Genomic DNA, 11,851 nt, shown 5'->3' on the forward strand with positions numbered 1-11,851 from the left:
TCGATGCGTGAAATCTTAAATGAAGATCAGCGGCTGGTACTGCTGCGCTCCCTTTCCGACTGCGGCGGTGATGCCAATGAGTCTGTACTGCAGACCTGTCTTGATGCTTACGGCCACCGTGAGTCACGGGATGTGATCCGTTCCCATCTTTACTGGCTGGCGGAACAGGGTTTGTGCTCTGTCAAAGATGTGGCCGGATGTCTGGTTGCCTCTGTGACCGGGCGCGGGATGGATGTGGCGGAAGGCCGCAGTACAGTTCCCGGTGTCAAACGTCCCCGTCCCCGGAGCGGGTTATGAGTGAGAAAAAAACGCGCGGGCGTCCCTCTAAAATTGACCTGCTGCCGGAAGCTATCCGTGACCAGCTTCATACACTGCTGCGGGATAAGCGCCACACGCAGGAGGATATCCGGGCGGCGGTCAATGAACTGATTGATGAGAACGGCCTGCCGGATGACCTGAAAATTTCCCGTACCGGTCTGAACCGTTATGCGTCCCGCATGGAAACCCTCGGGGCCAAAATCCGCGAAGGCCGCGAAATTGCCGACGTGTGGGTTTCCCGGCTGGGTGATGCGCCGACCTCTGACGTCGGTAAGCTGCTGCAGGAGTTTGTGAAATCACTGGCGTTTGAAACCACCATGTCATTGTCTGAGACCGATAAAGTCGTTGAGCCGAAAGCACTGGCGCAGCTGGCACTGGTCGCGGCCCGTATTGAGCAGGCCGCTATGATGAGCACCAAACGTGAGAAAGAGATCCGTGCAGCGTTTGCGGCAGAAGCCGCCGAACAGGCAGAAAGCATGGTTAAACAGGCCGGGCTGACTGAAGAAGCCGCCGCAAATATCAAACGTCAGATTCTGGGGATTGCATAATGCAGGCCGCAAAGCTGAATCCGTCAGCGGAATTTATTCTCAGTTCGGCTAATGACAGTTCGTTCAGTCCGGACGAGGTATTGCTGGGCTATCAGAAACGCTGGATTGCGGACGACTCCCCGCTCAAAATTGCACAGAAATCCCGCCGTACCGGCCTGACATGGGCTGAGGCCGCTGATGCTGCCCTGACAGCGGCACAGTCCCGTGAAGCAGGCGGGATGAATCATTTCTATATCGGCTCCAACAAAGAGATGGCGCGGGAGTTTATTGACGCCGTTGCCATGTGGGCAAAAGCTTACGGGCTGGCCGCCGGGGAAATCGGTGAGGAAGTCTTTGAGGATGAGGACAAGGACATTCTGACCTTTGTCGTCTACTTCAGCAGCGGCTTCAAAGTCCAGGCATTATCCAGTAACCCGAAAAACCTGCGCGGTATGCAGGGTAACGTCACCATTGATGAAGCCGCATTCCATGAACAGCTGGCTGAAGTGCTGAAAGCCGCGCTTGCGCTGACCATGTGGGGTGCGAAAGTCCGCATTATTTCCACGCATAACGGTAATGAAAACCTGTTCAATGAGCTGATACAGGACTCTCTTGCCGGACGCAAACGCTATTCAGTTCACACTATCACGCTGGATGATGCCTGTAATGACGGGTTATACCGCCGTATCTGTCAGGTGCGCCGTCAGAACTGGACACCGGCGGTGGAAGACGAGTGGAAAGCCAATCTGCTGAAAGACACCGCCACGGAAGAAGATGCGCTTGAGGAATATTACTGCGTACCGAAACAGGGTTCGGGTGCCTACATTCCGCGTGTGCTGATTGACCGCGCCACCGATGAAAACTGTATCGTTGTCCGCTTCAGTATGCCGAAAGGACATATGACATGGACGGAAGACGAGCGTGTAAAAACCGTTCAGACCTTCTGCGGTGAAGAGTTATTGCCGGTACTGAGCCACTTTGATCCGGATACGCGCCACGCCTACGGACAGGACTTTGCCCGCAGCGGTGACCTGTCGGTTATCGGTGCCGGAAGTATTGAACAGGACACCCGGCGGAAGCTGACGCTGACGGTCGAGCTGCATGATGTGCCCTACAACCAGCAGCGGCAGATTGCCTTTTTTGTCATCGACTCACTGCCCCGGCTGGTCGGGATTGCGGTGGATGCCACCGGGAACGGCGGTTATCTCGGGGAGGCGCTGCGCCTGCACTACGGTGAGGATTTGGTGGATGCGGTGCATATCACAGACAACTTTTACCGTGAGTGGTCACCGAAATACAAAGCCCTGTATGAGTCGAATGATATCTCCATCCCGAAAGATGAGGACATCATTGCTGACCAGCGTCAGATGCAGAATATCCGGGGTGTGCCGAAGATAGACAAAAACCGGCGCAAAGGGGCTGACGGCAAGAAGCGTCACGGCGACAGCGCCGGTGCGTATCTGATGTTTACGCGTGCGACCTATATCGACGGTCAGGAAATTGATTTTATTCCGCTGCCGGATAAACGGGCCGTCAGTGATGACGATGATTATCCGGATTTTGAACGGGGGTGCTGGTGAAAATATTACGACGTATGGTCGATGCCGTGGGGCATCGTTTCTGGTTTAAACCGGACAGTCAGACACAGGATGATGAATCCCGTGCATTTCAGTTAAACCGTTACTACGGTGACCATCCTGTATCCGGACTGACCCCGGCCCGTGCCGCTGAGATTCTGGTTGGTGCGGAACGCGGTCAGTTACTGGCGCAGTGTGAGCTGGCGGAGGATATGGAGGAAAAAGACCCGCATCTGCAGTCAGAACTCGGCAAGCGCCGACGTGCCCTTCAGTCACTGGACTGGAAAATAAAACCGCCCCGTAATGCCAGCCGTGAGGAAAAGCGGGACGCGGAGCTGCTGACGGAGATTCTGGATGACGCGGACTGGCTTTCCGACTGTATTTTTGATGCCACGGACGCCATTTTAAAAGGCTTCAGCTGTCAGGAAATTGAGTGGGAGGAAGTCGAAGGGCTGTTAATTCCCCGCTCTGTGGAGTGGCGTGACCCGGCATGGTTTCAGACCCCGCAGGGTGAACGTAATGAGCTGCGGCTGCGTGACGGGTCAGCGGAGGGTTTGCCGCTGCAGCCGTTCGGCTGGGTTCAGCATGTGGCAAAATCCAAATCGGGTTACCTTGCCCGTACCGGATTAATCCGCACACTGGTCTGGCCGTTTATTTTCAAGAACTATTCTGTCCGTGATCTGGCGGAATTTCTGGAGATTTACGGGTTGCCTATCCGGGTCGGGCAGTATCCGGCCGGAGCCACCGAAAAAGAGAAAGACACGCTGCTGCGTGCGGTGATGTCCATCGGCCATAATGCCGGGGGTATCATTCCGAAATCCATGATGATCGACTTTAAAAATGCGGCGGACGGCACCGCAGATCCGTTTATGGCAATGATGTCATGGGCGGAGATGAGTATGTCAAAAGCCATTCTCGGCGGGACGCTGACCAGTCAGGCGGACGGTGCGACCAGCACCAATGCACTGGGCAATGTGCATAATGAAGTCCGGTTTGAAGTCCGTGACAGTGACGCCACGCAGCTGGCGGCCACACTGACCCGTGACCTGGTCTTTCCGCTGTATGCCCTGAACTGTCAGTCATTTGACAATCAGCGCCGCAAACCCGCGTTTGAGTTTGATTTGTCTGAGCCGGAAGATATCACGGTTTATGCGGCAGCCCTGCCGCAGCTGGTCAATATCGGCATGAAAATCCCGGCACAGTGGGCACACGATAAGTTACAGATTCCGGTGGCCGCTGACGATGAGGACATCCTGAAAGCTGCTGCACCGGCAGTGCCTGATTTTTCCGCCGCATTACTGAGCGCAAAACCGGAAGCGGTCTTGTCCGCAGACCCGGCAGCAACGGACGTCAGCACCATGACCGGGGCTGTATCCGGTCAGGAATGGGCCTCAACGGTTGATCCGCTGCTGATGCCGCTGATTAACATCATCAGAACAGATGGCTATGAATCCGCCGTGCAGGCAGCGTCTGAGCTTTATGAGCAGATGGATGATACGCAGCTGACTGACATGCTGCACCGCGCGATGTTTGTGGCTGAACTGTGGGGGCGTCTGAATGCCGGAACCCGTTGACTTAGGCTATGCAGCCACGCTGGAGCCGGAGCTGGCCGTCGATTATTTCCGCAGCAAGGGGTATGAAATTACCTGGAACTGGCAGGAGGCGAACGCGGCTGCCCATGCCAGGGCGTTTACTGTCGCCAAAGCGGCCCGGCTGGATATTCTGGAAACCATCAGTGGTGAGGTTGATAAAGCGAACAGTCAGGGGATCACTGAGCGGCAGTTTATTAAAACGCTGACGCCACAACTGCAGGAACAGGGTTGGTGGGGTAAACAGGTGATTGTTGACAGTAACGGCGGCGCAGAGATGGTACAGCTTGGCAGTCCGTCACGTCTGGCAACCATCTACCGTACCAATGTTGCCACGGCGTATCAGGCCGGGCGCTATCAGCAGCAGCTGGCAAGTTCAGATACACACCCTTACTGGCAGTATATCGCGGTCATGGACGGCAGAACGCGCAAAAGCCATGCCGCCATGCACGGCCGCGTGTTCCGTTTTGATGACCCCATCTGGGAAAAACTCTATCCGCCGAATGACTGGGGATGCCGCTGCCGTGTCCGCGCCCTGACCGCAGAACAGGTCAGGCGTATGGGGCTGACGGTGGAATCCAGTACCGGCGCCATCAGCAGTCAGCAGGTGGAAACCGGCGTCGATAAACGCACCGGCGAGGTGTATGAGGCTGAAACCACCACGTTTAAGCGCGGCGGCCAGACCATGACCACCGGTGCGGGCTGGTCGTCCAACTCCGGTCAGCTGGCAATGGGGGCCGATATCAGCATGGCCCGTAAGCTGCTTGAAATGCAGAACCGTGAGTTGCGTCAGCAGGTGATTCAGTCACTGAATAATGCGCCGGTGCGGCAGAAAGCCTTTTCAGACTGGGTGGGTGAGATGATGACCACCCGCCGCCCGGTTGCGGGGCTGCAGTCGCTGGGGTTTGTCTCTGACAGGGTGGCGTCTGCACTGGAGAAATCCGGACAGGCGGCCCCCGGTGTGCTGACCGCTGACGGAAATACCCTGAAATCCGGTCTGACGATGGCGGAATATCAGGCACTGCCGGGTATCATCGGCAGACCGGCGGCGGTGCTGAGGGATAACACCGGGCAGCAGCTGCTGTACGTGGGCACCACCGGGCGTGACACCGGCCGGACGGTTGTCCGTGTTCCGCTGTCCGGGCAGATGACTGTCACCGGGCGGCCGGTACATGCGGAAACCGTCCCGCTGAAAGCGTTACAGGACGGACTCCGGAGCGGGCGTTATGACCTGATTGAGGGGAAGTTATGAGAATTGATTCACATATTGACGTAAAACCGGTACAGGATGCCTTTCAGCGGCTGATGAAGCTGGGAACAGATCCGAAAGTGATCACCCGTGCGGTTTCTGCCGTACTGGTATCGGAAAGTGAGGACGCCTTTGCCGCACAGGCAGACCCGTCAACCGGCACGCCGTGGAAGGCGCTCTCAGACCGCTACCGCGAAAAACTGGAAAAGCGCGGTCATAACGGGCCGATGCTGCAGCGCACGCAGGGCGGACTGGCGGCATCACTGACACCCGGGTATGACGCCACCAGTGCCTCTGTCGGGTCAAATAAAGTTTACGCGGCAATCCACCAGTACGGCGGACTGTCATCCATGCCGCCGGGTCCGGCAGCGGTTCCAGCCCGTCCGTATATGGGGCTGTCACCGCAGGGTATCAGTGATATCGTCAGTATCATTAACCAGAAGCACGCAGAGGCATTACGGCAGCGATAGCACGCCGTACATCATCATTATCCCGTTTAAATGCGCTGCGGCGTTTTTAAACGGGTTTTAAACGCGGTATAGTGTCACTCAGTTGTTCCTTTCCCTGATATGCACCGTTAAGGTGTGATTTACCACAAACCCGCCTTTCCCCCGCCCCGGTTCAGAATGGGGGCATGAAAACACCAAAAACCACTCCGAACAAACGCATCGCCGTTTTAAGTGCCGCGATGACAGACAGCGCAGACGGCTGGTATCAGCTGCTGCCTGCCGGATACTTCAGTGCCCGTGACGGTCGTCCTGAAGATGTGCCCGGCGGACAGTGGTTTATTGATGCCGCTGTTGCGGAACGTTTTATTCAGGCCACCGCCGCTGTCGGTCAGCCGGTGCTCTTTGATTACAACCACGTCACCCTGAAACAGGATGATGACCCTGCTGCCTGCACAGAAGCCCGCGCCGCAGGATGGCTGCGTGACCCGCGTAATGACATGCAGTGGCGTGAGGGCGAAGGTCTGTTTGTCCGGCTGTCACTCACCCCGGCTGCACAGGCTGCGGTGGATGCCCGCGAGTGGCTCTATCTGTCGGCGGTTTTCCCGTATGACGAAAACGGACACCCCCTTTACCTGCGCATGGGCGCCCTGACCAATGACCCGGGGCTTACCGGTATGCAGTCAATGGCCGCACTGAGTGCCCGGCTCAATACCTTAATCTCTCTCCCCCCTGACACTAAGGATGAACTCATGAATGAAACCCTCCTTCAGTTGCTTGAGCGACTGGGCGTCACGCTGCCCGAAAATGCCGAGGAACTGACCGAAGAACAGTTACAGGAACTGCTGACGCAGGCGCTGGCTGCTGCTGACACCCTGAAGACCTCCGCGCAGGTGGCGGTGGACACACAGGAAGTCATTGAAACCACTCAGGCACCTGAAGACGTTGCTGATGATGTGACCGCACTCATCGATGACAACAGTACTGAGCTTGCAGAAGCGGAGCAGATTCTGGAAGAAGCCGCGCTCAGCGGTATGGATATAAGCAAAGTGGTTCCGGCCCGTGCTTATCATCTGCTGGGTAAACACGCCGCCTCACTGAGTGCCCGTGTTTCCGGCAGTACCACCGACAGCATTATTGCCAATGCCCGCCGTACCGGCCGTGTTTCTGCCGGAGAAGTGCCTTATCTGCGCATCCTTGCCAATACACAGGGCGTTGCGGCACTGAGTGCAGTCCTGAAAGGCCGTCCGGCAATCGCTGCACTGACCGGCCGCCAGACAACGAGGCTGAAAAAACCGGCCGGAAAAATCGCTGTGCTTTCCGCGTCAGATAAGGAAGCCGCCCGTCTGCAGGGCCGTTCTGAAGCCGACTTCATTAAACTGAAACAGAAAGGAGCCGTGAAATAATGGCTATTTTAACCCCCTCGTTAATCAAATCACTTTTTACCGGCTGGAACGGCGACTTTCAGGACGGGCTGGCCGATGCTCCGAGCCAGTATGAAAAAATTGCCACGGTAGTGCCGAGTACCACGAAATCCAACACCTACGGCTGGCTGGGTAAATTTCCGGGTATGCGTGAATGGATTGGTGAGCGTGCTATCAGTGATATGAAGTCGCACGGCTATCAGCTGGTTAACCGCTCGTTTGAAAGTACCGTCGGCGTAGAACGTGACGATATCGACGATGACAACATCGGGATCTATTCACCGCTCTTTACCGAAATGGGCCGCGCGGCAGGTGTTCAGCCGGATGAGTTATGTTTCGGTGCACTGTCCAAGGGGTTCAGCACACTGTGCTATGACAATCAGAATTTCTTTGATACCGACCATCCGGTTTACCCGAACGCTGACGGCACCGGCGATGCGGCTGTTATCAGCAACATTCTGGCAGAAGAAGGTTATACCGGTCAGCCGTGGTTTGTTCTGGACTGCTCCCGTGCCATCAAGCCTGTTCTGTTCCAGCAGCGTAAAGCACCGGAACTGGTGGCGATGGATAAAGTGGATGATGAACAGAACTTCATGAAAAAACTGATCCGTTACGGTGTCGATACCCGCTGTGAAGCCGGTTATTCCTTCTGGCAACTGGCTTATGCCGCCAAGGCCGCACTGACCGGAGATAACGTATGGGCGGTTATTCAGAACATGCGCAACCTCAAATCTGACGGTGGCCGCCCACTGGCAATCCGTCCGACTCACCTGGTGGTTCACCCGACAATGGAAAAAGTTGCATCACGTTTGCTTGAGCGTGAGTTAACTGTTGAATATGGCGGAACTGTCACAAACGAAATGAAAGGCCGTCTTGAGCTGATTGTCGGCGATTACCTTTAATCACTGTTAAACGGGGTTCACGCCCCGTTTAAACCCACTTTAACAGGGGCTGAAATGTTATGTCTGATAAAGCGAATTTATCGCCGGATGATACAGGCAGTATTGCCGAAATGGCCGGTGTCTTTGTGGTTAATACGGCGCATGAGGGCTACCGGCGTGCGGGGTTGGTTCTGCACAGCGGAGAAAACACATTGCCGCCGTTATCTGTTTCTGTTCTCGAAGCACTGGAAGCAGACCCGCGTCTCGTTGTTACGGTTATCGCGGCAGATACTGACCGTGACGCACCGGGGCGGCTGGACAATCCGGGTGCATCTGCTGCGGTAGCTGAAGGGGCTGAAGGTGAGCAACCGGGAGTCACACTGACAGCGGATGCGCCTGCCGCAGCCGGACAGGCGGCTGACGACGCAGAAAAACCTGCCGTTAAAGGCCGGGGCAAAAAATGAGTTACGCAACCATTGCCGACATGTATGCGCGTTACAACCGTGATGCACTGCATATTCTGACCCTAAACAAAGTGCCGGACCGGCAGAGCCTGTCACCGGAGGCGCTGGTACAGGCGCAGGAGCAGCTGATTCAGGTCGCGCTTGATGATGCGGCCGCCATGATTGACGGCTATATCGACGGACGCGCCACACTGCCGCTGGAGAAGGTTCCCGTTGTTCTGGTTCGTACTGCCTGTGTGCTGGCCCGGTTCTCACTTGAGGAAGGTCAGGCTACCGACAAAGCCGCGAAAGATGCGGAAGGCGCTGTCCGGCTGCTGGAAAAAGTTGCTGCCGGTGAGGTTGGGCTGGGGCTGAGCAAAGACGCAGAGCGTCCCGCCGGTGGTGATGTTGCCGTTATCACCAGTCAGGGCAGTGTCTGGTCACGGAACAAATCCAGAGGGTTTATCTGATGGCGGCTATCAGTGATATCTCAGACAACCTGATTGCGGGGGTTAAAGGGCTGTTCGGCAATACCCTGACCCGGGTTGACACCCATCCCGGCCAGTGGAGCGACAGTGCGGTTGCCCTGATTATTAACACCGCTCCGGCGGTTTATGTTGCCTGGCTCGGCAGCCGTCCCGGGGAAATTCCGAACACTGCGGTTTCCACCTGGGGGCTGTTTGTCAGTGCTCAGGTACTCAACGGCAACCAGACTGACAGACCGGGTATTTATCAGATTGTGGAGCGACTGACCGGCTGGCTGAACCGCCGCCGTGTTGAACCGGCGGGTGTGTTCACCCTGACCCAGATTGGCAACCTGTGGAGTGATATCCAGAGCAATGGAGGTGTTGCTGTTTACGGTCTGTATTTTGAGGCTCCGCAGCTGCTGCCGGATGCGGCGGACGTCAGCAGTCTGGATGATTTTGAAACCCACTTTCAGCAGTGGGCGCAGCCTGACGGCACGCCGGAACAGGAAGCGCTCATCCGTTTACCGATACAGGAAAAACCATGACAGAACTGTATTTAAAACCCGTTGCCGGGCTGACTGTCCGTGACCCGGAAACCCTGCAGCCGCTGGCTGAAAAAGGGGAACGCAAGCCCCGCACCACTTACTGGCTGCGCCGTCTTAAAGACGGTGACGTGACCGAAGTTCAGGCCGCGCCGAGAAAAGGAACCCCATCATGATTTCATACAATGACATTCCGTCTGAAATCCGTGTGCCGCTGGTTTATATCGAAATTGATAATTCAGCGGCCGTCAGCGGAACACCGCAGACATTACAGAAAACCCTGCTGCTGGGCATCAAAGGGGCTGACGGAAAAACACCGGCGGGTGAACCTTTCCGCATTACCTCAAAAGATGCTGCCGGTGCCGCGTTCGGGCGCGGCTCCATGCTGGCCGGAATGGCGGCGGCGTTTATCGGTGCCAATGCATTTGCTGATTTATGGGCGGTTGCCGTGGATGATGACCCGGACGGTGTGAAAGCCACCGGTAAAATTCAGGTGAAAGGCACGGTTGCACAGACCGGTCAGATTGCCCTGATGATTGCCGGAACACTGGTTCGGGTCACGGTGAAAGCCGGTGATGATGCCGCCGCTGTGGCCGGTAAAATCATTGCGGCCGTCAGTGCAAAAACTGACCTTCCGGTGACGGCTGCCGCTGACACGCCTGCGGATACCGTGCTGTTAACAGCAAAATGGTCAGGTGAAACCGGCAATGATATCGATGTCCGGGTGAATTATTACACCGGTGAAATGCTGCCGTCCGGGATTGATGTGGTCATCACCGCCATGAGCGGAGCCACCGGTAACCCGGATTTGGCCGGGGCAATTACCGGTTTTGGTGACACCTGGTGGAATTACATGGTGAACCCGTTCACCGATACCCCGAACCTGAACCTGCTGCGTGATGAGCTGGTCAGCCGCTGGGGGCCGCTGAAAATGATTGACGGCATCTGCTGGATGGCAAAACGCGGCACACTGGCACAGACATCCACGTTCGGCCAGTCCCGTAATGACTATCTGTTTTCCACGCTGGCAACCGGTCTTTCACCACACCCGCCGTATCTGTGGGCCGCAACACTGGCCGCTGTGGCTGTCCGCTCCCTGAGCACTGACCCGGCCCGCCCGCTTCAGACGCTTCAGTTACCGGGGCTTCTGCCGCCGTCAGTCAGTGACCGCTGGCAGCTGAATGAGCGCAACCTGCTGCTGTATGACGGGATTTCCACCTTCACCGTGGACACCGGCAGCAACGTGCAGATTGAACGCATGATCACAATGTACCGTGAGAATGCCTTTGGTTCCCCTGACCCCAGCTATCTGGATGTGGAAACCATCGCCACGCTGTCGTATCTGCGTTATGCCGTCCGTACCCGCATCACCCAGAAATTCCCGCGTCACAAGCTGGCGGATGACGGTATCCGTGTCAGTCCGGGACAAGCCATTGTGACCCCGCAGGTTATCCGTGCAGAGCTGCTGGCGCTCTTTACTGAGCTGGAATATGCCGGTCTGGTTGAGAATTACGCACAATTCAGTGAAACCCTGATTGTGGAGCGTGATCAGAATGACCGTAACCGTATCAACGTGCGCAGTAATGAGAATCTGGTCAATCAGTTCCGTATTTACGCCCACGCCATTCAGTTTCTTTTATAGGGATTAATCCATGACAAGTCCGTATCAGTACACCGGCATTGCCTATATCCATATGAACGGTAAGGAGCTGCCGACCAAAGAAGGGGCACAGCTGACGCCGGGCGGTGTGAGCCGGGACCCGGTTATCGGTTCCCGTGTTTACGGCTGGCAGCAGACCCCGAAAGAGGCGCGGGTCAGCTGCACCATTCCGCAGGGGCCGGGTGTGAGCCTGTTCGCCATTAAAAACATGGTTGACGGCACTGTCGTCTTTGAGTGCGACACCGGCGAAAAATTCATGCTGGCGAATGCCTGGTGTGACGGTAACTGCACACTGACGGCCAAGGGTGATATTTCAGCCGAATTTATCGCCGTCGAATGTAAGGAGATCTGATTATGCATTTTCAGTTAATACACGGCCTGCCGTACGGCAAAGAAGAAGACGCGGAGCTTCAGTTTGATACGGAACTGCGCCAGCTGACCGCCGGTGACATTATCGAGGCGGAAGCCGCCAGTGAACGTGTGGTGATGACCCCGAAAGGCCCTGCGCTGTTGTCCAGTCCGTCCCTCATGGGGTTTGAGCTGCTGCGCCGTTCTGTTGCCCGTATCGGTAAAATTCAGGGGCCGCTGCCGATGGAGATGCTGAAAACACTGCATCAGGCGGATATTGAGCTGTTACTGGATAAAGCGGAGCTGCAGCGCACGGCGGCACTGAAAGCCGCAGAGCAGGCGGCTGACGAGGGGCGATAGTCTGCAGTGCGTTCGCGCCG

Annotated in this window: 15 protein-coding genes; all 15 read left to right on the top strand. The window is 56.4% G+C overall.

Annotated elements, in window-relative coordinates; all coding sequences use genetic code 11:
• Nucleotides 1-3 precede the first annotated feature (3 nt).
• A complete protein-coding gene (locus ACSBQN_RS13000; protein ID WP_132275195.1) occupies nt 4-297 on the top strand; it encodes a VpaChn25_0724 family phage protein in 294 nt (97 codons plus the stop codon).
• Entirely contained in the window at nt 294-866 is a 573-nt protein-coding gene (locus ACSBQN_RS13005; protein WP_132275122.1) for a DUF3486 family protein, read from the top strand. The genes ACSBQN_RS13000 and ACSBQN_RS13005 overlap by 4 nt, the downstream gene beginning before the upstream one ends.
• Nucleotides 866-2,425 carry a terminase large subunit domain-containing protein gene (locus tag ACSBQN_RS13010; protein ID WP_434991690.1) on the top strand — a complete coding sequence of 520 codons (1,560 nt, stop codon included), beginning with the start codon at nt 866-868 and terminating at the stop codon, nt 2,423-2,425. The genes ACSBQN_RS13005 and ACSBQN_RS13010 overlap by 1 nt, the downstream gene beginning before the upstream one ends.
• 14 nt (nt 2,426-2,439) lie before the next feature.
• The gene (locus tag ACSBQN_RS13015; RefSeq protein WP_434991713.1) at nt 2,440-3,996 is read left to right on the top strand and encodes a DUF935 domain-containing protein; all 1,557 of its coding nucleotides are present in this window, start codon (nt 2,440-2,442) and stop codon (nt 3,994-3,996) included.
• Entirely contained in the window at nt 3,980-5,263 is a 1,284-nt protein-coding gene (locus ACSBQN_RS13020) for a phage head morphogenesis protein (RefSeq protein ID WP_434991691.1), read from the top strand. The genes ACSBQN_RS13015 and ACSBQN_RS13020 overlap by 17 nt, the downstream gene beginning before the upstream one ends.
• A complete protein-coding gene (locus tag ACSBQN_RS13025) occupies nt 5,260-5,730 on the top strand; it encodes a phage virion morphogenesis protein (protein ID WP_132275106.1) in 471 nt (156 codons plus the stop codon). Before ACSBQN_RS13020 ends, ACSBQN_RS13025 begins: the two co-directional genes overlap by 4 nt.
• Nucleotides 5,731-5,894: 164 nt before the next feature.
• Nucleotides 5,895-7,112 carry a phage protease gene (locus ACSBQN_RS13030; RefSeq protein ID WP_434991692.1) on the top strand — a complete coding sequence of 406 codons (1,218 nt, stop codon included), beginning with the start codon at nt 5,895-5,897 and terminating at the stop codon, nt 7,110-7,112.
• On the top strand, nt 7,112-8,032 hold the full coding sequence (locus ACSBQN_RS13035; protein ID WP_434991693.1) for a Mu-like prophage major head subunit gpT family protein: 921 nt from the start codon (nt 7,112-7,114) through the stop codon (nt 8,030-8,032). Before ACSBQN_RS13030 ends, ACSBQN_RS13035 begins: the two co-directional genes overlap by 1 nt.
• Before the next feature lie 59 nt (nt 8,033-8,091).
• Nucleotides 8,092-8,475, top strand: a complete 384-nt coding sequence (locus tag ACSBQN_RS13040) for an HI1506-related protein (protein WP_434991694.1) — start codon at nt 8,092-8,094, stop codon at nt 8,473-8,475.
• Nucleotides 8,472-8,924 carry a gp436 family protein gene (locus ACSBQN_RS13045; protein ID WP_416762867.1) on the top strand — a complete coding sequence of 151 codons (453 nt, stop codon included), beginning with the start codon at nt 8,472-8,474 and terminating at the stop codon, nt 8,922-8,924. Before ACSBQN_RS13040 ends, ACSBQN_RS13045 begins: the two co-directional genes overlap by 4 nt.
• Nucleotides 8,924-9,466, top strand: a complete 543-nt coding sequence (locus ACSBQN_RS13050; RefSeq protein WP_434991695.1) for a DUF1834 family protein — start codon at nt 8,924-8,926, stop codon at nt 9,464-9,466. The genes ACSBQN_RS13045 and ACSBQN_RS13050 overlap by 1 nt, the downstream gene beginning before the upstream one ends.
• Nucleotides 9,463-9,639, top strand: a complete 177-nt coding sequence (locus ACSBQN_RS13055) for a DUF2635 domain-containing protein (protein ID WP_434991696.1) — start codon at nt 9,463-9,465, stop codon at nt 9,637-9,639. The genes ACSBQN_RS13050 and ACSBQN_RS13055 overlap by 4 nt, the downstream gene beginning before the upstream one ends.
• Nucleotides 9,636-11,105 carry a phage tail sheath subtilisin-like domain-containing protein gene (locus tag ACSBQN_RS13060; protein ID WP_434991697.1) on the top strand — a complete coding sequence of 490 codons (1,470 nt, stop codon included), beginning with the start codon at nt 9,636-9,638 and terminating at the stop codon, nt 11,103-11,105. The genes ACSBQN_RS13055 and ACSBQN_RS13060 overlap by 4 nt, the downstream gene beginning before the upstream one ends.
• 10 nt (nt 11,106-11,115) lie before the next feature.
• A complete protein-coding gene (locus ACSBQN_RS13065; protein WP_132275074.1) occupies nt 11,116-11,475 on the top strand; it encodes a phage tail tube protein in 360 nt (119 codons plus the stop codon).
• A 2-nt stretch (nt 11,476-11,477) separates the two neighbouring features.
• The gene (locus ACSBQN_RS13070; RefSeq protein WP_434991698.1) at nt 11,478-11,831 is read left to right on the top strand and encodes a hypothetical protein; all 354 of its coding nucleotides are present in this window, start codon (nt 11,478-11,480) and stop codon (nt 11,829-11,831) included.
• The last annotated feature ends 20 nt before the right edge of the window (nt 11,832-11,851 follow it).

Source organism: Morganella sp. B601 (assembly GCF_051172335.1).
In the GTDB taxonomy this organism is placed as follows: domain Bacteria; phylum Pseudomonadota; class Gammaproteobacteria; order Enterobacterales; family Enterobacteriaceae; genus Morganella; species Morganella morganii.

Excerpts from the sequence above, each read along its gene's own strand:
- ACSBQN_RS13000 (WP_132275195.1), top strand. The coding sequence starts at position 4 with ATGCGTGAAATCTTAAATGAAGATCAGCGGCTGGTACTGCTGCGCTCC.
- ACSBQN_RS13005 (WP_132275122.1), top strand. The coding sequence starts at position 294 with ATGAGTGAGAAAAAAACGCGCGGGCGTCCCTCTAAAATTGACCTGCTG.
- ACSBQN_RS13010 (WP_434991690.1), top strand. The coding sequence starts at position 866 with ATGCAGGCCGCAAAGCTGAATCCGTCAGCGGAATTTATTCTCAGTTCG.
- ACSBQN_RS13015 (WP_434991713.1), top strand. The coding sequence starts at position 2,440 with ATGGTCGATGCCGTGGGGCATCGTTTCTGGTTTAAACCGGACAGTCAG.
- ACSBQN_RS13020 (WP_434991691.1), top strand. The coding sequence starts at position 3,980 with ATGCCGGAACCCGTTGACTTAGGCTATGCAGCCACGCTGGAGCCGGAG.
- ACSBQN_RS13025 (WP_132275106.1), top strand. The coding sequence starts at position 5,260 with ATGAGAATTGATTCACATATTGACGTAAAACCGGTACAGGATGCCTTT.
- ACSBQN_RS13030 (WP_434991692.1), top strand. The coding sequence starts at position 5,895 with ATGAAAACACCAAAAACCACTCCGAACAAACGCATCGCCGTTTTAAGT.
- ACSBQN_RS13035 (WP_434991693.1), top strand. The coding sequence starts at position 7,112 with ATGGCTATTTTAACCCCCTCGTTAATCAAATCACTTTTTACCGGCTGG.
- ACSBQN_RS13040 (WP_434991694.1), top strand. The coding sequence starts at position 8,092 with ATGTCTGATAAAGCGAATTTATCGCCGGATGATACAGGCAGTATTGCC.
- ACSBQN_RS13045 (WP_416762867.1), top strand. The coding sequence starts at position 8,472 with ATGAGTTACGCAACCATTGCCGACATGTATGCGCGTTACAACCGTGAT.
- ACSBQN_RS13050 (WP_434991695.1), top strand. The coding sequence starts at position 8,924 with ATGGCGGCTATCAGTGATATCTCAGACAACCTGATTGCGGGGGTTAAA.
- ACSBQN_RS13055 (WP_434991696.1), top strand. The coding sequence starts at position 9,463 with ATGACAGAACTGTATTTAAAACCCGTTGCCGGGCTGACTGTCCGTGAC.
- ACSBQN_RS13060 (WP_434991697.1), top strand. The coding sequence starts at position 9,636 with ATGATTTCATACAATGACATTCCGTCTGAAATCCGTGTGCCGCTGGTT.
- ACSBQN_RS13065 (WP_132275074.1), top strand. The coding sequence starts at position 11,116 with ATGACAAGTCCGTATCAGTACACCGGCATTGCCTATATCCATATGAAC.
- ACSBQN_RS13070 (WP_434991698.1), top strand. The coding sequence starts at position 11,478 with ATGCATTTTCAGTTAATACACGGCCTGCCGTACGGCAAAGAAGAAGAC.